General features: G+C 41.2%; 23 protein-coding genes and 1 tRNA gene. 21 read left to right on the top strand and 3 right to left on the bottom strand.

Annotation, left to right across the window (positions count from 1 at the left end; genetic code table 11):
• Positions 1 to 3 precede the first annotated feature (3 nt).
• Positions 4 to 1,131, top strand: a complete 1,128-nt coding sequence (gene rffA / locus H8Z79_RS08600) for a dTDP-4-amino-4,6-dideoxygalactose transaminase (protein ID WP_015543329.1) — start codon at positions 4 to 6, stop codon at positions 1,129 to 1,131.
• A 20-nt stretch (positions 1,132 to 1,151) separates the two neighbouring features.
• Positions 1,152 to 2,555 (top strand): ArnT family glycosyltransferase, encoded by a 1,404-nt coding sequence (locus H8Z79_RS08595; protein WP_118039120.1) that lies wholly within the window; start codon positions 1,152 to 1,154, stop codon positions 2,553 to 2,555.
• A gap of 717 nt (positions 2,556 to 3,272) precedes the next feature.
• Here the strand turns inward: H8Z79_RS08595 and H8Z79_RS08590 are convergent.
• On the bottom strand, positions 3,273 to 3,497 hold the full coding sequence (locus H8Z79_RS08590) for a helix-turn-helix domain-containing protein (protein ID WP_015543330.1): 225 nt from the start codon (positions 3,495 to 3,497) through the stop codon (positions 3,273 to 3,275).
• Positions 3,498 to 3,607: 110 nt separating this feature from the next.
• Here H8Z79_RS08590 and H8Z79_RS08585 point away from each other — a divergent pair, with 110 nt between their 5' ends.
• Complete coding sequence (locus tag H8Z79_RS08585) at positions 3,608 to 3,745, top strand: hypothetical protein (RefSeq protein WP_015543331.1); 138 nt, start codon at positions 3,608 to 3,610, stop codon at positions 3,743 to 3,745.
• Positions 3,746 to 3,808: 63 nt separating this feature from the next.
• On the opposite strand, the gene H8Z79_RS17605 is transcribed toward H8Z79_RS08585, so the two are convergent.
• Positions 3,809 to 3,961: a helix-turn-helix domain-containing protein gene (locus H8Z79_RS17605; RefSeq protein ID WP_187002809.1), complete on the bottom strand. Its 153-nt coding sequence runs from the start codon at positions 3,959 to 3,961 to the stop codon at positions 3,809 to 3,811.
• A 289-nt stretch (positions 3,962 to 4,250) separates the two neighbouring features.
• Here H8Z79_RS17605 and H8Z79_RS08575 point away from each other — a divergent pair, with 289 nt between their 5' ends.
• The 16 genes from H8Z79_RS08575 to H8Z79_RS08500 all read left to right on the top strand — a co-directional run bounded on the left by H8Z79_RS08575 (position 4,251) and on the right by H8Z79_RS08500 (position 20,452).
• Complete coding sequence (locus H8Z79_RS08575) at positions 4,251 to 5,417, top strand: CdaR family transcriptional regulator (RefSeq protein ID WP_015543332.1); 1,167 nt, start codon at positions 4,251 to 4,253, stop codon at positions 5,415 to 5,417.
• Positions 5,418 to 5,714: 297 nt separating this feature from the next.
• Positions 5,715 to 7,280, top strand: coding sequence for a class I adenylate-forming enzyme family protein (locus H8Z79_RS08570; RefSeq protein WP_187002808.1), 1,566 nt, complete (start codon positions 5,715 to 5,717; stop codon positions 7,278 to 7,280).
• Between the two features lie 12 nt (positions 7,281 to 7,292).
• Entirely contained in the window at positions 7,293 to 8,888 is a 1,596-nt protein-coding gene (locus H8Z79_RS08565) for an acyl CoA:acetate/3-ketoacid CoA transferase (protein ID WP_178703775.1), read from the top strand.
• A 14-nt stretch (positions 8,889 to 8,902) separates the two neighbouring features.
• The gene (locus H8Z79_RS08560) at positions 8,903 to 9,754 is read left to right on the top strand and encodes a 3-hydroxyacyl-CoA dehydrogenase family protein (RefSeq protein WP_015543335.1); all 852 of its coding nucleotides are present in this window, start codon (positions 8,903 to 8,905) and stop codon (positions 9,752 to 9,754) included.
• A 22-nt stretch (positions 9,755 to 9,776) separates the two neighbouring features.
• Positions 9,777 to 11,054, top strand: coding sequence for an ABC transporter substrate-binding protein (locus H8Z79_RS08555; RefSeq protein ID WP_015543336.1), 1,278 nt, complete (start codon positions 9,777 to 9,779; stop codon positions 11,052 to 11,054).
• 65 nt (positions 11,055 to 11,119) lie between these two features.
• Positions 11,120 to 11,995: a branched-chain amino acid ABC transporter permease gene (locus H8Z79_RS08550; RefSeq protein WP_015543337.1), complete on the top strand. Its 876-nt coding sequence runs from the start codon at positions 11,120 to 11,122 to the stop codon at positions 11,993 to 11,995.
• The gene (locus H8Z79_RS08545; RefSeq protein ID WP_015543338.1) at positions 11,992 to 12,990 is read left to right on the top strand and encodes a branched-chain amino acid ABC transporter permease; all 999 of its coding nucleotides are present in this window, start codon (positions 11,992 to 11,994) and stop codon (positions 12,988 to 12,990) included. Before H8Z79_RS08550 ends, H8Z79_RS08545 begins: the two co-directional genes overlap by 4 nt.
• Positions 12,987 to 13,724 (top strand): ABC transporter ATP-binding protein, encoded by a 738-nt coding sequence (locus H8Z79_RS08540; protein WP_178703814.1) that lies wholly within the window; start codon positions 12,987 to 12,989, stop codon positions 13,722 to 13,724. The genes H8Z79_RS08545 and H8Z79_RS08540 overlap by 4 nt, the downstream gene beginning before the upstream one ends.
• Entirely contained in the window at positions 13,708 to 14,415 is a 708-nt protein-coding gene (locus H8Z79_RS08535) for an ABC transporter ATP-binding protein (RefSeq protein ID WP_015543340.1), read from the top strand. Before H8Z79_RS08540 ends, H8Z79_RS08535 begins: the two co-directional genes overlap by 17 nt.
• 40 nt (positions 14,416 to 14,455) lie before the next feature.
• Entirely contained in the window at positions 14,456 to 15,412 is a 957-nt protein-coding gene (locus H8Z79_RS08530) for a 3-hydroxyacyl-CoA dehydrogenase family protein (protein WP_015543341.1), read from the top strand.
• The gene (locus H8Z79_RS08525; protein ID WP_015543342.1) at positions 15,409 to 15,810 is read left to right on the top strand and encodes a VOC family protein; all 402 of its coding nucleotides are present in this window, start codon (positions 15,409 to 15,411) and stop codon (positions 15,808 to 15,810) included. The genes H8Z79_RS08530 and H8Z79_RS08525 overlap by 4 nt, the downstream gene beginning before the upstream one ends.
• A gap of 22 nt (positions 15,811 to 15,832) precedes the next feature.
• Complete coding sequence (locus H8Z79_RS08520; RefSeq protein WP_178703787.1) at positions 15,833 to 17,026, top strand: thiolase family protein; 1,194 nt, start codon at positions 15,833 to 15,835, stop codon at positions 17,024 to 17,026.
• Between the two features lie 3 nt (positions 17,027 to 17,029).
• Positions 17,030 to 18,214: a thiolase family protein gene (locus H8Z79_RS08515; RefSeq protein ID WP_015543344.1), complete on the top strand. Its 1,185-nt coding sequence runs from the start codon at positions 17,030 to 17,032 to the stop codon at positions 18,212 to 18,214.
• 44 nt (positions 18,215 to 18,258) lie between these two features.
• Positions 18,259 to 19,017, top strand: a complete 759-nt coding sequence (locus tag H8Z79_RS08510) for an SDR family oxidoreductase (protein WP_187002807.1) — start codon at positions 18,259 to 18,261, stop codon at positions 19,015 to 19,017.
• 147 nt (positions 19,018 to 19,164) lie between these two features.
• Positions 19,165 to 19,638, top strand: coding sequence for an acyl-CoA thioesterase (locus H8Z79_RS08505; RefSeq protein ID WP_015543346.1), 474 nt, complete (start codon positions 19,165 to 19,167; stop codon positions 19,636 to 19,638).
• 169 nt (positions 19,639 to 19,807) lie between these two features.
• Positions 19,808 to 20,452 carry a tyrosine-type recombinase/integrase gene (locus H8Z79_RS08500; RefSeq protein WP_225876949.1) on the top strand — a complete coding sequence of 215 codons (645 nt, stop codon included), beginning with the start codon at positions 19,808 to 19,810 and terminating at the stop codon, positions 20,450 to 20,452.
• Positions 20,453 to 20,478: 26 nt separating this feature from the next.
• Here H8Z79_RS08500 and H8Z79_RS08495 read toward each other — a convergent pair.
• Positions 20,479 to 20,562 (bottom strand) — tRNA-Leu (locus tag H8Z79_RS08495).
• 257 nt (positions 20,563 to 20,819) lie between these two features.
• Between H8Z79_RS08495 and H8Z79_RS08490 the strand changes: the two genes are divergently transcribed.
• Both H8Z79_RS08490 and carB read left to right on the top strand, forming a co-directional pair.
• Complete coding sequence (locus H8Z79_RS08490) at positions 20,820 to 21,908, top strand: carbamoyl phosphate synthase small subunit (protein WP_015543347.1); 1,089 nt, start codon at positions 20,820 to 20,822, stop codon at positions 21,906 to 21,908.
• Positions 21,895 to 25,110, top strand: a complete 3,216-nt coding sequence (carB, locus tag H8Z79_RS08485) for a carbamoyl-phosphate synthase large subunit (protein WP_015543348.1) — start codon at positions 21,895 to 21,897, stop codon at positions 25,108 to 25,110. The genes H8Z79_RS08490 and carB overlap by 14 nt, the downstream gene beginning before the upstream one ends.
• Positions 25,111 to 25,341 lie beyond the last annotated feature (231 nt).

Raw genomic sequence — 25,341 nt, 5'->3', positions numbered from 1 at the left:
CAGATGATCGATTTTAACAGACCGGCACTTGTCGGAAAAGAATTAAATTATATTCAGGATGCGGTTGCGCAGGGAATGCTCTGCGGTGATGGCAAATACACGAAGCTGTGTTCCGAATGGATGAAGAAACGTTTTGATGTCAATCAGGTGTTTCTGACGACATCCTGTACACATGCGCTGGAAATGGCCGCTTTTTTGAGCAATATCCAGCCGGGAGACGAAGTGATCATGCCGTCTTATACCTTTGTTTCGACGGCTGATGCTTTTGTGCTCCGCGGTGCAAAAATCGTATTTGTGGATATCAGACCAGATACGATGAATATTGACGAAAATCTTATTGAACAGGCAATCACTGACAAAACAAGGGCGATCGTTCCGGTCCACTATGCCGGTGTTGCATGTGAGATGGACAAGATTATGGAAATTGCACAGAAATACAATCTGAAAGTTGTGGAAGATGCTGCGCAGGGCGTAGATGCCTACTATCATGGAAAAGCTCTGGGAACGATCGGCGATTTCGGCTGTTACAGTTTCCACGAGACGAAGAACTTCACGATGGGTGAAGGCGGTGCGCTTGTTTTCCAGAAGAACGAATATCAGGAAAAAGCGGAAGTTCTCCGGGAAAAGGGCACGGACAGAAGTAAATTCTTCCGTGGACAGGTAGATAAATATCGCTGGATCGATTACGGTTCTTCTTATCTTCCAAGTGAGATGAATGCGGCATATCTGTATGCGCAGCTGGAAGAATGTGACAAGATCAACCGGAAACGTCATCAGGTTTATGACGGTTATCATGAGAGACTGGCAGATCTGGAAGCACAGGGCAAACTTGATCGTCCTTTTGTTCCGGATGGCTGTGCACATAATGCACATATGTACTATATCAAGGTGAAAGATCTGGCTGTCCGTACCAGACTGATCGCATACCTTCGTGAGAATGGAATTGCACCGGCATTTCATTATGTTCCGCTCCACAGTTCCCCTGCCGGAGAAAAGTTTGGAAGATTCTGTGGTGAAGATGTATATACGACGAGGGAGAGTGAACGTCTTCTGAGACTTCCGATGTTTTATGATCTTTCTATAGATGATGTGGATTATATTGCAGAAAAAATCCATCAGTTTGAATTTTGAGTGCAGTGGAGGAAAGAAATTTGAAACATAAAAAGATCAGTACAGAGACGACAGTGGAAATTTTATTTTTCCTGTTTCTTCTGGGCTTTTATCTGATGTGGGCGCGGGTTCAGCCAAATGGTGCGGGACCGGATGAGCCGATGCGCTATCAGATCGCATATTACATTTATGAGCATGGAAGCCTTCCCGTCGGAGATGATCCGGCAGTGCGAAATATCGTGTGGGGAATTTCCTATGCGTTTTCTCCGATACTGGATTACATGATCGCAGCAGTTTTCATGAAGATAGTCAGCTTTGTGACGACGGTACCATTTGCGCTTCTTATGGCGGCACGTTTTGTCAACATTCTTCTGGGGCTTGGTACGGTGTGGTTGGCGCTGGATATGGGCAAGCGTCTGTTTGACCGCAGAAAAGCCTGGATTTTTGCTGCATTTGTCGGTTTACTTCCGGGGTCGTTGTTTGTATTTACTTATGTCAACTGTGATGCTCTGGCGGTATTTTCTACGGCAGTGATCGTTTATGCGTGGGTGCGATATCTCACGGAAGGCTGGACATATAAGAACTGCATCATTCTTGCGGTTGGTGTGGCAGTATGTGCACTGTCTTATTACAATGCATATGGATTTATTTTGTGCAGTATTTTCTTCTTTGGGATTACGTTGTTTATGGAGGCAAAGAAGAACGGCAGCTACGGAGATTTTGCAAAAAAAGGTCTTCTTGTCTGCGCAATTGTTCTGATTCTGGCCGCATGGTGGTTTATCCGAAATGCCATCCTCTATGACGGGGATTTCCTTGGCATGAATGCGTCTTCTGTTTGTGCAGAGAAGTATGCAAAACCGGCTTACAAACCATCTCAGAAACAGACTCCGCAGATGGCAGGTTACACCTTCTGGGATATGCTGAATCAGGGATTTCCGAAATCTGAGGGATTTTCGTGGGTGGAACTTGTCAGTGAAAGCTTCGTGGGAAGATTCGGAAATATGGATGTGTTCATGCCAAAGTGGCTGATCAACAACTATATGGACTTTATTAAAGCAGGATTTCTGCTGATCTTCCTGCATCCGATTAAAACATTTGCGCTTCGTGTAAAGAAGCAGTGGAGCGTGAAAGGGATGTTCAACTGGTTCATGTTGATCGCGATGATCATCCCGAATATTTTGAATGCGTATTATTCTTATGCATCTGATTATCAGCCGCAGGGACGTTACAGTCTGCCGATGCTGATTCCGATGACTTATTTTATGGTGATGGGATATGGAAATCTCTTTGACGTGACGGTTAAGAGTGAAAAAGTACGAAAAGGTGTGTATGCGGCCATCTGTGTGGCACTGATCGTACTGGCGCTGTTCGTGTTCTTTGCTGTGATCTGGCCGGAGTACAGGGATGTGCCGTTCAGTATACGGGCATTTATAGCAGGAGCGTGAGAGGAAGAGACTGATAAAGGATTCCCGGTGTGGGGATATAATAAGAAAATCAGAAGGAAATTCCCGGCAGGTATCATCTGATACTGGCTCAAATCGGAACTTCTAAGATATCATGGTGTACAGAATTTTGCTAAAGGCGATACAGAAAATGCAGAACTCGCTGGCGCTCAGACAGCAGCATTTTCTGCATCAACGCAAAAACCTGTACAACCAGATACCTTCGCGAAGTTCCTCAAGCGAGCCGACACCAGATAATACCTGCCGGGAATTTTTCTGAAGTTTCCAGATATCCCGCACCGGACTTTATACGGGATAGCGCGGAGTGTGAGCGGCTCCCACATGTAAAACTAAAGAAAAGCTCTGAATATAAAGATACCCGATCCGGTAACCTCTGGAGGAATTTATGGTAACACAGACTGCGAATAGCCATAGTGTTTCCAAATTCCGAAGCTGTTACCAGACCGGGTATCTGTTATATCAGAGCATATCCTTTATTTTACGCTTTTTGTTTTAAGATAAAAAAAGAATGCAGGAGATGGGACTTGAACCCAACAACTGAAATTAATAATGAATAATTATAATGTTTTTTTGAAGGTGCTTTTGGAGAATGACCATTAAAGTGACCAAAGCCAAGAAAGGAGGAGACTGGTTCATCTGTTTATAGTTAATTTGGAAACAAATAAAGCGTACTGACAGTGGAATATCATGTCGGTACGCTTATTTTTCTGGGAATTTGTTTTTCTGATCGGTCAGGCAGCAGATGTAATTCATATCTACATTATAAAATTCTGCAAGCATTATCATAGAATCCAAAGGGATGCGTGTTTTTCCTCGCTCGTAATCAGAGTAAGTACGCTGACCAATATGAAGATAACTGGCAATATCTTCCTGAGAGTAATCATTATCTTCGCGTAAACTGCGGATCCTGTTTAAGTAATCCATAATATTTTCCTCCGGGACTTTTTATTATTTTATCCTAGAGGAATAAACACTATTGAATTTTAGAGTTATAAACTCTATAATATTTATAAAGGAATGGGAGAAGGTGAAAAATGCAAAAAGACAAATTAAGATTGATGGGAATGAAACTTAAAGGTATGCAGATTCAAATTTTGTTAAGGCTTGACAAGTTTCCGGATGATTGGAAAAATTTTGAAATGCCGGAAGAACAGAATTTAAAGAAAGGTTGAGGAGAGCAGGGCTGATATAAGTAATTGAGAAAATACAGTGGGAGATATTTGAAATCAGCCAGCTTATTTTGTCAAGTCTTCTGGAATATATTCCACAATTTCAGTGATGCTGAATACATTTAACATTTTGCAGATTGTTTCAATTGTACTTAAATTCAAAGATCGCCCTTTTCTCAAAGAATCTAAAGTTCCAGTGGAAAATGTTATTCTTATCATAGGCAGTGGAGCTTTCTTAGTTCAGTTGTTTCGTGTGGTAACTTAACAATAACGGATTATGAAAAGTAATTCCACTGCTTTTTTAATAAAAATAAAACTGCGCCACAGCCTTGGCAGGCCATCGCGCAGCGATTTTGTTCAATCGTAATTAAAACAAAAAATGAATAAAAAAAATGTTACCGGGAACATTGATACATGAATATTAGTATTATACTCTAAATCTTAGACTCCGATTATCCGCAATAATTAAGAGAAACTGTAATGAATGATAAGAAAAGGATGGTTAATTATGATTATCCCAAGAAAACAAATGCAGAAAATTGTGGAGGAACTGGAAGGTACAATACAGAAAAATATTAATATCATGGATGAAACTGGCTGTATAATAGCAAGTTCTGATCTGTCACGTATCGGAACCTATCATTCCGGAGCACAGAGAGTTATCAGACAGAAACTTGATGAACTTGTTATTTCTGATGCTGATGAATATGCAGGTGCCAAAAATGGAATCAATCTTCCTATTATTATCGAAGAAAAAATCGTGGGCGTTGTAGGGATTACCGGTGAAAAAGAAGAAGTCCAGATACTGGGAAAAATTATTCAGAAAATGACCAAGATTCTGATTATGGACAGTTATCAGAATATCCAGAAAAAGAATATGGAAAATATGCGCAATAATTTTCTGTTTTCGTGGCTTTTTGGAAACGATGACAGCGGAGAAAGTGAAGAAAATCTGCAACTGAGAGGACAGCTTCTTGGAATTGATATTGATTTTGATAGAGTTGTTGTGGTTTTCGGTGTGATTGAAAAAAAACTGCATGCGCAGCCCAAAGATGCAGAAGATGAACAGAGATTATACGATCAGGTTATTCGTGAGATTAAGAGATGCCTGAAAAAAGAGGCAAATCATCCGGTATGTCAGATTGGAACAAAAATTATAGGTTTTTTTCACAGCTCAGACCAGCAAGAAATATTGAAGTATGCTCAGGAGATAATCTATAATGTTGAAAAACAGTACAGTTGTCAGCTTTATGCGGGAGTAGGTGCGGTCGGAACAAACCGGTTGGAGATAAGAAGATCTTACAGAGAGGCAGATACAGCATGTAATCTTGCTATGCGTTTGAAAAATAAAAAAATAAAAGTATATAGCGATGTGGATATTGAGCTTCTTCTGGAAAATATTTCAAAGCAGGACAGAGAACTGTTTGTGAAACGTATATTCAAAGATTGTGAAGAAGAGGAAACGGTCCGCTGGGTACAACTTCTGAGATGTTATTCCGAAAATAATGGATCTATTACAAAAACTGCGGAAGATCTGTATATACACAAAAACACATTACAGTACCGTCTGAGCAAACTGAAAGAAGCGACGGGATATGATCCAAGAAATATAGTTGAATCAATCCCTCTTTATATTGCCATGCTGATATATGAATTTGATCATACAACAGAATAAAATAACAGAATAAACAAAAGCCTTTTGAAATGACCTGGTCTTATGGTTGGGAATATTTTGGAAGGCTTTTTTATTTTCACAAATTGAGAGATTTCTTTACAAAATTACAAAAAGTGTATGACAGAACTAAAAAAATATAAATTTCTTTGGTACAGGTAATATTGCTGAATTGCACACGCAAAAGTACAATCGTAATTAGTTAAAACATATAAGCAATCCAAAAAACAATGTATAAAATTATGCAATATGCATAAAACAAGGAGCGCCATATACAACAGAAGGCTGGTGAAGATATCAATGACAGAGATGAACAGCGGAAAAGGAATGAAAAGTAAGTATAGGAACATTTATGATGCGGTAAAGGAGTCCTCTTACAGATTTCCAGAAAAAACTGCCATCATTGAAGAAGAAAAAAGTATCACATATAGTGAGCTTGCAGAAAAAATAGATATTATAGCCGGATGGCTGAAAGAAGAGTTCAAAGTAAAAAAAGGTGAACGAATCGGTGTTCTTTTTGTAAACAGTATTGATTTTTATATTGTATTTTATGCGATAGTTAAACTTGGCTGCATAGCAGTCATGGTTAATACAAAGATGCAGAGCGAGGAAATCGAATACGTTCTGAAAGATACAGATACACACTGTCTGGTGCTAAATGAACGCTGGTTTGCAAAAGTTGAGAAGATTTTACCAGATATAAATGTTGACAGAATTCTTACAGATCATGTACCCGAAACAAAAATACAGGGTGTCAGAAGTTTTTCAATAGATGAGATCCTGAAACAGAAAAACAAGCGTTCAGGAAGCATGTACACAAGTATTCAGGAAGATGATCTGACAGCAGTTATACTCCATACATCAGGAACAACAGGAAAGCCGAAAGGAATCATGGTTTCCCATACTAATATGATGGAAACAGCCTATGGCTACCAGGAAGCCTTGCGAGTATCAGAAAAAGATATATCAGTTCTGTCAGTTCCGGTATTTCATATTTTAGGCCTTAGCTGTGTCTCAAATATGTTCCTCTATATGGGTGGAACGATAGTTGTTTTTGAAAAATTTGATTCAAACAAAGTACTCGGGGCAATTGAGAAATATCATGCGACACATTTTCATTCTGTACCGGCTGTTTATATAAAAATGATGCACGAGGCAGAAAGAAAATATAACCTTGACTCATTGAGAATTGCAGTTTGCGGAGGCGCTGTTATCAGCAATGAAAATAAAGAGAAATTTTACAGAATGGCTCCGAAAGCATCATTCCGAATCGCATACGGTTTAACTGAAACAGCAGGTTCCGGAGTATTATCTTACAGGCATGGTGATCCTGGAAGAGAAGTTATGAACTGCCATATCACGATATTGAATGAAGATGGCAGCATCACAGAATATGGTGAAGGCGAAGCTTTATGTGAGGGAAGTATCGTTACCACAAAGATTTGGGGACGAGAAGATAAAGATAAAGAAATTCTTCATACAGGTGACATTATAAGAAAAGAAAAAAACGGAGATATTTTTATCCTGGATCGTATAAAAGATGTGATCAACAGAGGCGGAGAAAAACTTTTCCCATCACTGATCGAACCAGTATTTCTTCAGTACCCGGGAGTTGAATATGCAAGCGTATTCCCGGTAAGTGATGAGATATTAGGTGAGATACCTGCAGCAATCCTTGTAGAAAAAGAAAATGAAAAAATCAATCTGGAAGAAATAAAAAAAGATCTTCCGGGAAAAATCGGTAAGTTTGAACTACCTCAGTATATAGAAATCTGGAAGGAAGAAGACATTCCTGTAACCGGAAACGGAAAGGTCAGAAAAAAAGCGTTAAGACAGATTTTTGAAGATAAACTGAAAAACAATTAAGAGGAGGAGAATATGAGAAAGCCTGATTTCATAACAGCACAGGAAGCTGTTGACAGAATTGAGAGTAATACTACAATCTGTACGATTGGAATGACATTGGTATCAGCCTGCGAAACAATTCTGAAAGAATTGGAGAACAGATTTCTGGAAACAGGACAGCCTAATCAGCTGACATATGTGCACACATGTGGACAGTCCGACAGAAAATCAGGTGCTGTTTACAGAATGGCACATGAAGGACTTACAAAACGGATTATTGGTGGACACTGGGGACTTTGTCCGAAGATGATGGATCTTATTTCTTCTAATAAAATAGAAGCCTATAACCTTCCGCAGGGACAGATGGCAAATATGTTCCACAGTATGGCGCTCAGAGAGCCGGGCAAGATCAGTAAAGTAGGTCTTGGAACATATATCGACCCGAGAATTGAAGGCGGCAAGATGAATGACCGCACAAAACTTCTGGGAGATATCGTAGACGTAGTGACAATTGACGGAGAAGAATATCTTCGTTACAAGGAAATTCCGATTGATACACTTCTTATCCGTGGAACATATGCAGACGAGAATGGAAATATCACAACACAGGAAGAAGCAATGGTATTAGAACTGCTTCCGGCAGTTATGGCAACTAAACGTTTTGGAGGTCAGGTAATCTGTCAGGTTAAACAGGTAGTAAAAGCTGGAACCTTAAGTCCGAAAGATGTAATTGTTCCAGGAGTGCTGGTAGATGCGGTTGTTGTGTGTGATGACGCGATAGAAAATCACCGTCAGACATCATCATGGTACTATGATCCGTCTTACAGTGGACAGGCATGGGCACCGGAATCCAAAACAGAGCCTATTCCGCTAAATGTGAGAAAGGTGATTGGCCGCAGGGCAATGATGGAATTGGAACCGGACGTAGTTATCAATGTCGGAACAGGAATCCCGAATGATGTTATCGGAGCGATCATTGCAGAAGAAAATATCGGAGATGATGTAACGATCACAGTTGAATCTGGTATTTATGGCGGTATTCCAGCAGGTGGAATTGATTTTGGAATTTCCCAAAATGCACAGGCGTTGATTCCACATGACAGACAGTTTGAATATTATAACGGGGCAGGAATTGACTATACCTTTATGGGTGCCGGCGAAATGGACGAAAAAGGTAATGTAAATGCCACCAGGATGGGAGATAAGGCACCTGGAGCAGGTGGATTTATTGATATTACTGCAAGAGCCAAAAATGTTATTTTCTGTTCTACTTTTACAGGAAAAGGCCTGAAAGTAGAATTTGATGAAAACGGAATGCACATTGTGGAAGAAGGAAAAATTCGCAAAATGGTAAAAGCGGTACAGCAGATTTCCTACAACGGAAAGATTGCAGCTGAAATGAATCAGAATATGGTCTTCGTTACAGAACGTGCAGTATTCCGTCTTACTTCTGAAGGACCGATGCTTGTGGAAATCGCAAAAGGAGTTGATCTTCAGAAAGACATTCTGGATCAGATGGATTTCGTACCGTTGATTGCAGATGATCTCAAATACACGGATACTCGGATCTATATGGAAAATTGGTCAGGGTTGAAGGAGATAATACAAAAAACAAAAAAAGAAAAATAAAAGGAGGTTTTTAAATGGGTGTAAACAAGGTAATGGTTGTAGGAGCCGGTATTATGGGAAGTGGTATTGCCCAGGTATGTATTGAACATGGGCTTACCACAGTTCTTACAGATGTGTCAAAAGAATTTGCTGACAAAGGTAAAGCAAAAATTGAACATTTCCTGCAGCGTAAGATCGAAAAAGGAAAAATTACACAGGAAGTTAAAGATCATGCAATGTCATTACTGACAACCAGCGGCGATTACAAAGATGGCGCAGATGCGGACTTTGTTATTGAAGCTGCAACAGAAAATGTACCGATCAAACTTAAAATTTTTGAACAGCTTGATGAAATCGTACAGGAAAATGCAATTCTTGCATCTAATACTTCAACTATTTCTATCACAAAGATCGCAGGGGCAACAAAACATCCTGATCGCGTAATTGGAACACATTTCTTCGTTCCGCCGCCGGCAATGAAACTTCTGGAGATCATTCCTGGAATTCTTACCAGCGAAGCTACAGAAAAAGCTGCATTTGATTTTGCTGAAGTTATTGAAAAAACAGCGATTAAAGCTCCGGATACATCAGGATTCCTGGTAAACAGAATGCTTGTTCCAATGCAGAATGAAGCTATTTTCCTTGCAATGGAAGGAAATGATCCGAAAGATATTGACCAGGCAATGAAGCTTGGCGCTAACTTCCCTATGGGACCACTTGAATTAACTGACTTTGCAGGACTGGATACAGTACTGGCAGTTATGACACAGATGTATGAAGATTTGGGGGATCCGAAATACAGACCGTGCCCATTACTGAAAAAGATGGTTAATGCACACTTATTAGGAAGAAAAACGGGAAAAGGTTTTTACGATTATACAAAATAAGAGAATATAAGGAGGGTATCTTATGAAGTGTAAAAAAGTGATCGCAGGTTTAATGGCAGGTGTACTTGCAAGTATGTCTCTGGCATCAGGTGCAGTGAGTGTTATGGCTGATGCAGAAGATGATCCGATTAAAGTGGGCTGTGTATTTCCTATCACCGGAAATAATGCTGACCAGGGTGTTTTCAATGTAGATGGATGCCAGTTTGCTATTGATTATATTAATGAAAATGGTGGAATCAAGTCTCTCGGCGGAAGAAAACTTGAACTTGTATCTTATGATAACCAGTCTGATGCTGACCAGTCAAAATCAGCAGCGGAACGTCTTATTAATGAAAACCCGGATATCGTTGCAGTAACAGGTGCAGCTTCCAGTTCCTTCGTACTTCCAATGCTTCCTGTATTTGAAAAGAACGGAATGCCTTTCCTGACAGCACAGGTTTCCGAATCCATCACAAACCAGGGATATCAGCATGTATTTCGTTTTGGTTCAACAGGTGGAAGCTTTGCAGAATATCAGGTTAAATTCCTTGAATGGCTCAATGAACAATATGGCCTTGGAATCAGCAAAGTAGGTATCGTTTATGAAGATACGGAATGGGGTATTTCCAATACTTCAGGTGCTGTAAATGCAATCGAAGAATCTGTAAAGAACGATTCCGGACTGGAAATTGCTTATAACGAATCCTTTACAGCGGGATCTTCTGACCTTACAAATATCGTTGTTGGTCTGAAACAGGCTGGTTGTGAAGTTGTATTCCCTACCTGCTATACACAGGACGCAAAACTTCTCTTTAACACAATGAAGAGTATGAACTACAGCCCACTTATCATTGGTGGCGGTGGTGGATTCCTGTATCCGTCATTTGGTGAAGAACTTGGTGAACTGGTAGACGGCGTTGTTTCCGTAAGTGGACATAACTATGATATTCAGACTATTACCGGTAATGAAGAAATCGCAGATATCGGCGAGAAATTTGAAGAAGAATATGGATACTTCATGCCAGAGCAGAGTACATCTGCATTCAGTGCTATTTATCTGATTGCACAGGCTCTTGAAAACGCTGCATCAACAGATCATGAAGCGGTTACAGAAGAACTTCGTAAACTGACATGCCCAGCAGCTACACCTGGCGGGGATGTTACATTTGATGAAACAGGTGCAAACACAAACGCACATGCAGTTATCGTACAGTGGCAGAAAGGCGACGATGATGTTTACAGAACACGCTGTGTATTCCCGGATACTGAAGCTGGTGCAGATTTCCAGCTGACTGAGGACTTAAAAGCAATGCAGAAATAAGTCGCAGAGGAGTTGTTACGGGATGTATGAAAATACATCCCGTATTACATAAAGGAGGTTACTAAATGACGTGGGTATTTTTTCAATCCTTGATTAGCGGTGTCCTTGCCGGCGGTGTATATGCATTGTTTGGTGTAGGTATCACAATCATCTTCGGTGTTATGAAAATGGTTGACTTCTCAGCCTGTGCACAGCTTATATGGGGCATGTATTTTACATATCTCTTCTATTCATGGACAGGCTTGAACTGTTATTGGGCAATCCCGTTTGTTGTAGTATGTATGGGTGCTCTTTCATGGGTAATTTTTAAACTGATCGTAAGACCTCTTCTTGGTTCAGACGATACTTCATTTATTCTTGTAACTCTTGGTTTATCTTATTTTCTCCAGAACCTTGCAGAATTTGTATTTGGTGCGGATCCGAAATCTGTGCCATCTGAAATAAAAACATCTTCAATCATTATTGGTGATTACAGTATAGGTCTTCCAAGACTTATCGCATTTTTTGCAATGATCATTCTTGTTCTTGGTGTTTATATGCTGCTGAACAAGACAACTCTCGGCCGTGCTATGAGAGCAACTTCCGAAAAACCTGAAGTTGCACAGATGCTTGGCATTAACACAAAAAAGACATTTACGATTGCTTTCATGATCGGTGTTATCTTTGCCGGAATTTCCGGTCTTCTGATCACTCCTTTGTATTATGTAACTCCTACTGCCGGAAACATGTTCCGTACGACAGCGTATATCGCAGTTATCATCGGTGGACTTGGCGATATCAAGGGTGCTCTGGTAGGTGGACTTGCAGTTGGTGTCATTGAAGCTCTTGTAACAGGTATGATTTCCAACGATCTTGGACCGGTTGGTGTATGTGTTGCACTTTTGGTTGTACTGTACCTGAGACCACAGGGATTCTTTGGGAAAGGAGAGAGACGGGCATGAAAAATATTTTATCGAAAAAATATATACCTGCATATGTTCTGTTGGTAATTTTCCTTCTCATACCTGCTGTAACAACAGGTAACTACATTATTTCAAACCTTGTAAACTGTATGTTCTTTGCAGCTATGGCAGGTTGCTGGAATATTATCGGTGGATATGGCGGACAGGTTTCCTGGTGTCATGCTTCATTTGTGGCAGTAGGAGCATATGCAAACTTTATTCTCAATACTGAATTCGGATGGTCTCCGTTCCTGACAATTCCGGTAGGTATGGTCATTGCAGCGATCATTGCTACGATCGTCGGATATTCAACATTTCGTCTTCACGGACCATATTTCTCTATTGCGACTATCGCATGTGGTGAAGCAATCCGAGTTCTGATCCAGCATTTCGACAAAGTAACAAAAGGTGCTGCCGGAATGTATGTAACTTACCGTCAGCATGATTTTTGGTTACTGACATTTGAAAACGATATTCCGTTTTATTACATTGCCTTGGTACTCGTACTTCTCATGGTACTGGTTACATATCTGTTTACAAAATCAAAAACAGGTTATTACTTAAGCGCTATTAAAGGTGATGAAACAGCAGCTGAATCTCTTGGAATCGAAACTTTCAAGATTAAACTGAAAGCTTTCCAGCTCAGTGCGATGATGGCAGCAGTTGTCGGATGTTTTTATGCATCATTCCTTACTTATATTGCACCTACCAGTACAGCAAGTTTTGACCTTTCAATGAAGATTGGTGTTGTTGCTATCGTTGGTGGTGTTGCAAGCCTCTGGGGTTCTGTTATCGGTGGTTTTGTAGTTGTATTACTGATCGAGGCAACCAGCGTTCTGTTTGGTTCAGCAGGTGGAAGCCAGATGGTATATGGTATTCTTCTGATGCTCGTTATTATTTTTAAACCAGAAGGTATCATCGGATTTTTCCAGAAAGATAATACTGTAAACAAAAGATCTGTCTTTCGTTTCAGCAGGAAAAAGGAGGGAGCATGATGGAGAGATTACTTGAAGTAAAAGATCTGTCTATTTCCTTTGGTGGTATTAAGGCAGTACAGGATCTTAATTTCCATATTGATAAAGGTGAAGTTCTTGCCCTGATAGGACCGAACGGTTCCGGAAAATCTACAACTGTAAATATGATATCCGGAGTATATATCCAGAATAAAGGTACCATCACATTTGACGGAAAAGAAATTCCAACAAAAATGAGTATCGCAGACAGAGCAAAACTTGGTATTGCACGTACATTCCAGACTCCGAAACCTTTTGCTCATCTCAATGTGTTTGACAATATTTATACAATCGCACTGCAGCAGAATTCAAAAGCACAGGCGGTGGAACTGACAAATGAAATTCTTAATCTGACAAAATTATATGATCTGAAAGACACAAAAAGTGCAAAACTATCCATTGAAAAAAGAAAGTGGATGGATCTTGCAAGATGTATGGCAACGAAACCGAAGATCATCATGATGGACGAAGTTATGGCAGGTCTGAACCCGTCAGAAATGGAATCCAGTCTTGACCTGATTCGTACGATCAATAAAGAAGGAATTACTGTCCTGTTTATTGAACACGTAATGAAAGCCGTAGTTTCTGTCTGCACAAGAGCTATCGTTCTTAATCAGGGAAAACTGCTCTGTGAAGGAGAACCGAGAACTGTTCTTAATGATCCGCAGGTAGTAGCTGCATATCTGGGAGGTGAAGCGAATGTTACTGGAAATTAAAGACTTATGTGCAGGATATGGAGATCTTCAGGTGCTGTTTAATATTTCCATGAATGTAGACGAAGGTGAAGTCGTTTCACTTGTTGGCTCTAATGGTGCCGGAAAAACCACATTGCTTCGTATCCTTTCAGGACTGGAACCTGTAAAATCAGGAACGATTACATATCGGGGTGAAGACCTTACCAGGATTAAAGCTTATGAGAAAGCGGACCACAGAATCGCACACATCCCTCAGGGACGTGGAATTCTGGGCAGCTTATCCGTCAGAGAAAATCTTGTTATGGGTGCATATCCAAAGGCGGCACGTGCAGCACTGGAAGAAAATATACAGAAATCTTTTGAGATGTTCCCTATACTCAAGGAACGTCAGAATCAGATGGCAGGATCATTAAGTGGTGGTGAGCAGCAGATGCTTGCAATTGCCAGAGCGCTGATGATCAGCCCAAAACTTTTAATGCTGGATGAGCCGTCACTGGGTCTGGCGCCTATTGTAGTAAAAGATATGTTTGAGATTATTTCAAATGTTGCAAAACAGGGTGTAAGTATCCTGATCGTTGAACAGAACCTTAATCAGGCGTTATCTGTAGCTGACCGTGGTTATGTTCTTGAAACCGGACAGATCGTAATGGAAGGTAAAGCTTCTGATCTGCTGGCTAATGAACAGATACAGGCAGCATATCTGGGAATCTGATAATTGGGTGCTGAGACGGGAAATGCCGGAGGGACAGAGAATGAATAAAAACATTCAGGTAGCAGTCGTTGGGGCCGGAATGATGGGACTAAGTATGAGTGTACTGCTTACATGCAATGGCATTCACACCCTGCTTTATGTCCGGCATAATCAGGAAAAATACATAAAAAGATATCAGAAAATACTGGATTTTCTCCGGGAAGAACGTATTCTGACCAGAGAAGAACAGAAACGGTGCAGTTCGTATTTACAAGTGGTAACCTCCTATGAAGAATTGCAGAAGGTAGACTGTGTTTTCGAGAGTGCTTCGGAGCAACTTGAGGTAAAGCACAGTATATATGAGGCACTGGCAGAACATTGTTTACACCTTAAAGCAGTTGCATCTTCTACCTCTGCAATTCCTTCTTTACAGCTGGCAGAAGGAAGCAGGATTAGAGATAAAATTTTAGTGGCGCATCCTTTTTATCCACCGCATCTTGTACCATGTGTGGAAATCGTACCAAATAAGTACACTTCCGAAGAAGCAGTACAGTATGTGGTTGATTTACTGAAATATGTCAGGAAGACTCCTGTAATCATAAAAAAGGACGCTCCTGGTTTTGTGGCCAACCGGCTTCAGTATGCATTACTGAGAGAAGCCATCCACATTGTGGAAAGCGGAATTGCGACATCTGAAGAAGTAGATGAGATTCTGATGAACAGTTTTGCACCAAGATATACATCTATAGGTATTTTTGAACATTTTGATAACTGTGGCCTTGATCTGGCACGGGATATCAGTGAAGAACTGTATCCAGATCTTGCTGATGACACAGAAGTACAGAAGCTGATCATGGACCACTGTGACAAAAAAGAATATGGGATAAAAACGGATAAAGGAATCTATGACTGGAAAAAGAAAGATGTGGAGGATTTTCAGCGGCGTGCGGAACGTCCATATCTGCAGAAAATTTCTTGGAATATTCCGGATTTTTACAGAGAGGAGGAAGATAAATGAAACCAATGAGACTGCATCATGTAGGAATCATAATGCCGTCCATGGAAAAGGCGGAAGCTTTTATGGATCAGTTTAGGCTAGAAACCGACTATATGGAATATGTTGAAGCCTATCACGCACACTGCCTTTTTACAAAATACGGAAAAGATGAATCTCCGGTGGAACTTATTATTCCGACAGAAGGTGTACTGACAGAATTCAGAAATGGAAAAGGAGGTCTTCATCACATTGCTTTTGAAGTGGAAGACGTGGAAAAAGCCCGCCGGGAATTTGAAGATAAGGGGCTGGAAATGCTGGAAAAAGAAGCAGTTCCGGGAGCAGGAGGAATCATTGTCAACTTCCTCAGACCCCGTTACGGATTTGGTGTTTTGGTAGAGTTTGTAGAACAGAAAAATTAAAATACTTGCAGGAGGTATAGTCATGGGTGAGTTTAAAGATGTAGTAATTGTCAGTGGATGCAGAACAGCCGTTGGTTCTTATGGTGGAAGCCTTAAAGGAGTATCTGCTATTGATCTTGGTGCGATTGTAGTCAAAGAAGCTGTTAATCGTGCAGGAATCAAACCTTCAGATGTTGATGAAGTTATTATCGGACAGGTTGGAGAAGTTGCAGAAAACGGATTCGTAGCAAGAGCAATCAGCCTGAAAGCCGGTATGCCGAAGGAAACAACCGCTTATTCCGTAAACAGACAGTGTGGTTCTTCCTTGCAGTCCATCGCAGATGCTGTTATGGAGATCCAGACAGGATTTGCTGATGTAGTTGTTGCTGGTGGTGCAGAGAATATTTCTCAGCTTCCATATTATGTAAAAGATGCCCGCTGGGGTGCACGTATGGGACACAAAGTATTCGAGGATGGAGTCATCGATATCCTGACCTGGCCATTGGATGGAAATCACAATGGTGTAACTGCAGAAAACGTTGCAACTAAATACGATGTAACAAGAGAAGAGCAGGATGCTTTTGCGATGCAGAGCCATCAGAGAGCATGCGCAGCAATCAAAGCAGGTAAATTTAAGGCTGAGATTGTTCCGGTAGAACTGAAAGACCGCAAGGGCAATGTAACAATTTTTGATACAGACGAGGGTCCGAGAGAAGGACAGACTATGGAAAAACTTGCAAAACTCCGTCCATGTTTCGTAAAAGGTGGCACAGTTACAGCAGGAAACTCTTCCAGTCTTAATGATGCGGCAGCAGCAGTTGTTGTTATGTCAAGAGAAAAAGCAGAAGAACTTGGTGTTATTCCGAAACTTGTCATCAAAGGCTGGACAGTTGCCGGATTTGATGCAGAGTTAATGGGTTATTCACCGAAACTTTCCAGTGAAAAACTTGCAAAACAGCTGAACCTGAACCTTAAAGACATTGATATGTTTGAGATCAATGAGGCATTTGCCAGCCAGGCAGTAGCTGTCAGCAGAGATCTTGGACTGGATATGGACAAAGTTAATATTTATGGTGGTGGTATTTCTATCGGACACCCAATTGGAGCAACAGGCTGTATCCTTACAGTTAAGGTAATGTATGAACTGATGCGTACAGATAAGAAGAATGCAATGATCAGCATGTGCATCGGCGGTGGGCAGGGAATTTCCATGTACGTTGAAAAATGTGAGGGCTAAATTATGAAAGAAAATATAGTAATCGTTTCAGGTGCCCGAACAGCTATTGGCAGTTTTGGAGGATCACTTAAGAATCTGGAAGCTACAGATCTTGGCGGAATCGCAATTAAAGAAGCTTTGAAAAGGGGCCAGGTTGCACCGGAAGATGTAAATGAAGTTGTTATGGGCTGTGTCGGACAGGCTGCTGAAAATGCATTTATGGCGCGTGTCAGCGCAATTAAAGCAGGAATTCCATATGAAGCTACAGCACTTACCGTAAACAGATTATGTTCATCAGGACTTCAGGCAATCGTTACAGCGGCAATGGAGATCGACGAGGGATTCTGTGAAATCGCAGTTGCAGGCGGCGGTGAAAGTATGAATAATATTCCATATTATATCCGTAAGATGCGGACAGGATATCGTATGGGACATGGTGAAGTAGAAGACGGACTGGTTACAGCTTTGTCAGATCCTATTACAAGAGATCATATGGGAATTACAGCAGAAAATGTTGCAGAAAGATATCATGTTTCCCGTGAAGATCAGGATAAATATGCTCTTCTGAGCCAGCAGCGTGCAGCGAAGGCAAGGGATGAGGGAAAATTCAAAGATGAGATCATTCCTCTGGAAGTCAAAGTAAATAAAAAAGAAACAAAAATCTTTGATACAGATGAATATATCCGCGACAATACAACTCTTGAAAAACTCGAAAAACTCCGTCCTGCATTCAAAAAAGATGGAACAGTAACAGCAGGAAATGCATCAGGAATTAATGACTGTGGTGCGGCAGTTGTTTTGATGAAAGCAGAAGAAGCAGAGAAACGTGGTCAGAAACCGATTGTCAGGATAGTTGAAGCGGCAGCAGCAGGTGTAGATCCTGCATATATGGGAATTGGACCTGTGCCGGCAGTCAGAAAACTTTTGAAAAAGACCGGACTTACCCTGGCTGATATAGGCCTGTTTGAATTAAATGAAGCATTTGCAAGCCAGACGTTGGCATGCATCAGAGAACTTGGTCTTGATATTAATAAAGTAAATGTAAATGGCAGTGGAATTTCCATGGGCCATCCAATAGGAGCAACCGGCTGTATCATCACCATCAAGCTTATGAATGAAATGGTAAGACGTAACGAACGTTATGGAATAGCTACACTGTGTATCGGTGGCGGACAGGGCCTGGCAGTACTATTTGAACTCTGCAAGTAATCCGACATTTTACATACAGAAAAAGAAGGCAGAAAGAGTGATAAATGAAACTTGATTTAACAGGTAAAAAAGCCATTGTAACAGGTGGTGGACGTGGATTATGTAGAAGTATTGCGGAAGCATTGCATGATTCGGGTGCCGAAGTTATTCTGGTCGGCAGTTTCAGATCAGCAGTGCAGACAGCGGAAGAGATGAATGTACACGGTGCAAATGTATATGCAGTAACAGGAAATCTCGGAGACAGACAGGAAATTACATCTATATTTAATAAATGTATGGAACTGTTTGATGGAAGAATAGATATTCTTGTTAATGGTGCAGGGGTTCAGTTTCGCAGTGACGCGGTTGATTTTCCGGCTGAGGAATGGGAACGTGTAATATCCATTAATCTAAGTGCGGTGTTCTATTTAGCACAGATGGTAGGAAAGGTAATGATTGAACATAAGTATGGCAAGATCATCAACATTGCCTCTATGACTTCTTTTTTTGGTAGTGAACGTATTCCGGCATATACCGCATCAAAAGCAGGAATTGCTCAGTTGACAAAAGCTCTTTCAAATGAATGGGCAAGGTCAGGTGTAAATGTAAATGCTATTGCACCTGGCTATATGGCAACAAAACTTACGCAGGATATGAAAGAAAAGAATCCGAAACAGTATCAGGAAATAACTTCCAGGATTCCCGCCGGCAGATGGGGAACTGGCGAAGATCTGAAAGGGCTGGCTGTATTTTTGGCTTCTGATGCATCAGCGTATATTTCTGGGGCGGTCATTCCAGTCGATGGAGGGTATTTAGGTAAATGATAAAAACTGACCTGCATTAGTTGAGGTTTTCGGTAAATTAAGCAGGTGGAATCATATTATGCAAAGAGCAGAAATAATTTCACCTGTGTATTAATAAGGCATGAAGAAGTAGGATTATCAGTCTATGCAGAAAGTGATGGCGTTTGAATGGGTAAAATGAAGCGAGTGGAAGAGTCTCGAACAGAAAATACATATTTGATCATGAAAAAACATATTAACTGTTACGGACGCCTTTTTGGAGGAGTGCTGATGCAGTGGATTGATGAAATGGCAGGAATTGTAGCCCGTCGCCATGCAGGTACTATTGTTACAACTGCCTGCGTAGATAATCTAAATTTTAAAGCAGGAGCTTATCTTGGAGATGTCGTTGTATTAATTGGAAAGATGACTTATGTGGGAAAAACATCTATGGAAGTCAGAATCGATACTTACGTAGAAGCTGCTGATGGAACACGCAAAATCATCAATCGTGCGTATGAAGTCATGGTTGCGCTGGATGAAAATGATAATAAAGTGGAAGTGCCGAAATTAATTGTGGAGACTGAGGCTGAAAAAGCAGAATGGATTGGCGGAGAAAAGCGTTATGCATTACGTAAAGAACGTCGAAGAGAAGGATATTGAGAATGCAAAAGGCAGAAATCGCATGCGATTTCTGCCTTTCATTATAGGAATTTATCTGTGGTAAAAAAGGGAGATTAGTTAATGTTAGCTTTTAATATCAACATTTGGTGAAATACATGGAAATACCCTGTCCACTGCCAATTAAAAGCAAATTTTTTTTAGACTTATATTGACAAAAGCAGAACTCGTAGCTTTACGGTATAAGGACATTGATTTGGAAAGGTCACAATTACACGTACATTGTCAGGAAACAAAGGAATATGCTTTCCGGGATGATGGAGAGTATCATCTTTCAGCACATAAGGTTGTGGGTTATACGAAATCTGATGCAGGAGACAGATATGTATATCTTGTTCCAGAAGCAAAAGAAATCATAAAAAGGATTCAGAATGCTAATGAGATCAATGGAGAATCACAGCAGGAATTCTTATTTGTGAAAAATGGAGAGAGAATAAAAGCGAGAGCAGTTGTTTATCAATTAGACAGGTGCTTGTCTGCTGTTTCGATTAAACATAAAAGTATTCATAAAGCTCGAAAGACATATGTTTCTGCGTTGATAGATGGTGGAGTGAATATCAATGAAATAAGAAAACAAGTTGGACATGCAGACGTAAGAACAACATATGCGTGTTATTGTTACAATCGATTTGGTGAAGAAGCGACGAACAGACAAATTGAGAGTGCGTTGGATTTTAATACAAAGAAAACAAACGAGAAATCAGTTCAAGATCAGTGCTACAAAAAAGTGACCACGAGTGACCACAAAATTATACCATTTCAAGACAATAGAAATCGGGAAATCCTCAGTAAATAAGAAGATTTCCCGAAATAAAAAAAGAATGCAGGAGATGGGACTTGAACCCACACGATCTTGCGACCACAGGCACCTGAAGCCTGCGCGTCTGCCAATTCCGCCACTCCTGCATTTCATTATGAATCAGTCGCTCTCGTCGACTGCCTGTTTATAATAACGCAACAAAACCTAAATGTCAATAGAAAAAATAAAAAAAATTAAATTTTTTTAATAATACTTGCAAAAGCAACAATTTACTCAATCAATCACCAGAACAAAGTTTTTTTGAACAACTTAATTATTTTTAGTGCTTTAACCTGTTGAAAAACAAAAACTCTTGTGATACAATTTTGAAGATTTAGGATAAAACAAGAGAAAGGGAGATTATATGAAAGCATTTCTGATATTAGAAGATGGCCATGTATTTAAAGGAACAAGCATCGGTTCGACAAGAGAAGTCATCAGTGAAATCGTTTTTAACACATCCATGACCGGATATCTTGAAGTAATGACTGACCCGTCGTATGCAGGACAGGCCGTTTGCATGACCTACCCTCTAATTGGTAACTATGGTATTTGTTATGAGGACCAGGAATCCAGAAAACCATGGATTGATGGTTTTATCGTTCGTGAATTATCACGTGTTCCAAGCAACTTCAGAAGCGTGGACACAATTCAGCATTTTCTTGAAAAACATGATATTCCGGGTATTGCCGGTATTGATACCCGTGCTCTCACCAAAATTCTTCGTGAAAAAGGTACCATGAATGGTATGATCACTGTCAATGAAAATTATGATTTAGACGAAATAATCCCCCGCTTAAAAGCATATACAACAGGAAAAGTAGTTGAAAAAGTTACCTGCAAAGAAAAAGAAGTACTCAAAGGTAACGGACCTAAAGTAGCACTCATGGACTTTGGCGCAAAACGCAATATCGCCCGTTCCCTGAACGAAAGAGGATGCCAGGTGACAATCTATCCGGCACTGACACCGGCAGAAGAGATCCTGAAAGATGCTCCGGACGGAATCATGCTGAGTAATGGCCCGGGAGACCCGAAAGAATGTACCACTATTATAGAAGAAATCCGTAAACTTTACGAATCTGATGTACCGATTTTTGCAATCTGTCTCGGACATCAGCTTATGGCTCTTGCAACAGGCGGAGATACACATAAGATGAAATACGGACACCGTGGTGGTAACCATCCGGTAAAAGACCTTGAAACAGGACGCGTTTACATTTCTTCACAGAACCATGGCTATGTGGTAGATGCAGAAGCCCTCGAGAAAAAGGGCATTGCCAAACCTGCATTTATCAACGTAAACGATGGTACAAATGAAGGAATGGCTTACGAAGGAAAGAACATCTTTACCGTTCAGTTCCATCCGGAAGCATGCCCGGGACCGCAGGATTCCAGCTACCTGTTTGACAGATTTATGAAAATGATGGGAGGAACAGATCATGCCGAGAAATAAAGATATACATAAAGTTCTTGTAATTGGTTCCGGTCCGATTATCATCGGTCAGGCGGCAGAGTTTGACTACGCAGGTACACAGGCATGCCGTTCTCTGAAAGAAGAAGGCATGGAAGTAGTTCTTCTGAATTCCAACCCTGCGACGATCATGACAGATAAAGACATTGCAGATAAGGTTTACATTGAGCCTCTGACAGTAGAGGTTGTAGAACAGCTCATCCTGAAAGAACAGCCGGACAGCGTACTTCCGACTCTTGGCGGACAGGCGGGTCTGAATCTTGCTATGGAACTGGAAGAAAAAGGCTTTCTTAAAGAACACAACGTACGCCTGATCGGTACCACTGCAGAAACCATCAAAAAAGCAGAAGACCGTCAGGAATTTAAAGATACCATGGAAAAGATTGGTGAACCGGTTGCGGCATCAAAAGTCGTAACAACTGTAGAAGATGGTGTGGCATTCACCAGAACCATCGGTTATCCGGTCGTTCTCCGTCCTGCTTACACACTCGGCGGAAGTGGCGGCGGTATCGCAAACAATGAATTCGAACTCAGAGAAATCCTCGAAAACGGTCTCCGTCTTTCACGAGTAGGAGAAGTTCTGGTAGAGCGCTGCATCGCAGGATGGAAAGAAATCGAATACGAAGTTATGCGTGACAGTGCAGGCAACTGTATCACAGTCTGCAACATGGAAAACATTGACCCGGTTGGTGTACATACCGGTGATTCTATCGTAGTTGCCCCATCCCAGACACTGGGTGACAAAGAATACCAGATGCTTCGTACTTCCGCACTGAACATTATTACAGAGCTTGGAATCACAGGTGGATGTAATGTACAGTATGCTCTTCATCCGGAGAGCTTTGAATATTGTGTTATCGAGGTAAATCCACGTGTAAGCCGATCTTCCGCACTGGCAAGTAAGGCTACCGGTTATCCGATCGCCAAAGTTGCTGCAAAGATCGCTCTGGGTTATACACTGGATGAAATCCCGAATGCTATTACAGGAAAAACATATGCAAGTTTTGAGCCGATGCTTGATTACTGTGTAGTTAAGATTCCGAGACTTCCATTCGATAAATTTATCACTGCAAAGAGAACCCTGACAACTCAGATGAAAGCAACCGGTGAAGTTATGAGTATCTGTCACAACTTCGAGGGCGCGCTCATGAAAGCTATCCGTTCTCTGGAACAGCATGTAGACAGCCTTATGTCCTATGACTTTACAGATCTTGATGAAAGTGAGCTGATTGAAGAACTGGCAGTTGTAGACGACCGTCGTATCTGGAAGATCGCAGAAGCAATCCGAAGAGATATTTCCAAAGAATACATTCACAGAATCACAAAGATCGACCGCTGGTTTATCGACAAGATTGCAATCCTTGTAGAGATGGAACAGGCACTTAAAACTCAGCCGCTTACAGAGGAACTTCTTCTGGAAGCAAAACGCATGGAATTTCCGGATTACGTGATCGCAAACCTCTGTGGAAGAACAGAAGCCGATATCAAGGCACTTCGTCAGGGATACAAGATCACAGCCGCTTACAAGATGGTAGATACCTGTGCAGCTGAGTTTGCTGCCGCAACACCATATTATTACTCTGTATATGGCGGACCGGATACGGAAAACGAAGCAGTAGCTGCTCATGATAAGAAGAAAGTCCTTGTTCTTGGTTCCGGACCGATCCGTATCGGACAGGGTATCGAATTCGACTTTTGCTCCGTACATTGTACCTGGGCATTCAAAAAAGAAGGCTACGAAACAATTATCGTAAACAACAACCCGGAAACTGTCAGCACCGACTTCGATATCGCGGACAAACTGTATTTCGAGCCACTGACACCGGAAGATGTGGAAAACATCGTAAATATTGAGAAACCGGATGGTGCAGTCGTACAGTTCGGTGGACAGACTGCAATCAAACTTACCGAAGCACTCATGAAAATGGGAGTAAAAATCCTTGGAACATCTGCAGAAGATGTAGATGCGGCCGAAGACCGTGAGTTGTTCGATGAAATTCTTGAGCAGTGCCAGATTCCGAGACCGAAGGGACATACCGTATTTACTGCCGAAGAAGCAAAAAAAGCAGCCAGCGAGCTTGGATATCCGGTACTTGTACGTCCTTCCTACGTTCTTGGCGGACAGGGTATGCGTATTGCGGTCAGCGATGAGGATGTAGAAGAATATATCGGAATCATCAACCAGATTGCACAGGAACATCCGATCCTTGTTGATAAATACCTGATGGGTAAAGAAATCGAGGTCGATGCTGTATGTGACGGTAATGACATTCTGATTCCTGGTATCATGGAGCATATCGAGCGTGCAGGTATCCATTCCGGAGACAGTATTTCCGTATATCCGGCACAGACGATCAGTAAGAAAGCCAAAGATACGATTGCGGAATATACACGTCGTCTGGCAAAAGCACTTCATGTAATCGGTATGATCAATATTCAGTTCATCGTATGCGGTGAAGAAGTATATGTTATCGAAGTAAACCCACGTTCCAGCCGTACCGTACCGTACATCAGCAAGGTAACAGGAATTCCGATCGTGCCGCTGGCAACAAAGGTTATTCTCGGATATAAACTGAAAGATATGGGATATGAACCTGGACTTCAGCCGGAGGCAAAACATATCGCAATCAAGATGCCGGTATTCTCCTTCGAGAAGATCCGCGGTGCAGATATCAGCCTTGGACCGGAAATGAAATCCACCGGTGAATGCCTTGGTATTGCAGAGACTTTCAATGAGGCTCTTTATAAAGCTTTCATTGGTGCCGGAATCAAACTTCCGAAATACAAAAACATGATCATTACTGTCAAGGATGAAGATCAGCAGGAAGTTGTTCCGATCGCAAGACGTTTTGAGGCTCTCGGATACCGTATTTATGCAACAAGAGGAACTGCAAGAGTTCTCAAAGAAAACGGAATCAAAGCAATCCGTACAAATAAACTGGAGCAGCCGGCACCAAACCTTATGGATCTCATCCTCGGACATAAGATCGACGTTGTTATTGATACACCGCCGCAGGGTGTGGAACATCAGAAAGATGGTTTCGTGATCCGCCGAAATGCGATCGAGACAGGTGTCAATGTTCTTACCAGTCTGGATACAGCAGAAGCACTTGTAACCAGCCTTGAGAACACAGACCTTCACAACCTGACACTGATTGATATTGCAACGATCGCAGACAGATAAAAGAATAAAAGTAACTTTACGACCGGAGAGACGAAACTGTTTCTCCGGTTTTTGCTTAGAAAAAATCACAGATATTACAGGAAAAATCTAAACAAAACTTTAACTTTGAACGAAAACCCGTGGAGAGGTTTACGAACCATGAAAACTGTAATATACTGATAAAGTATGAATTGTGGAAGGAAACAATTCGTAGGTATTGTAATGAAAAAATAAGACAGAGAAAGGAAAGAA

Source organism: Blautia intestinalis, assembly GCF_014297355.1.
Lineage (GTDB): Bacteria > Bacillota > Clostridia > Lachnospirales > Lachnospiraceae > Blautia_A > Blautia_A intestinalis.
The sequence above is the reverse complement of the archived record's forward strand: the minus strand, read 5'-3'. Positions and strand labels throughout refer to the sequence as shown.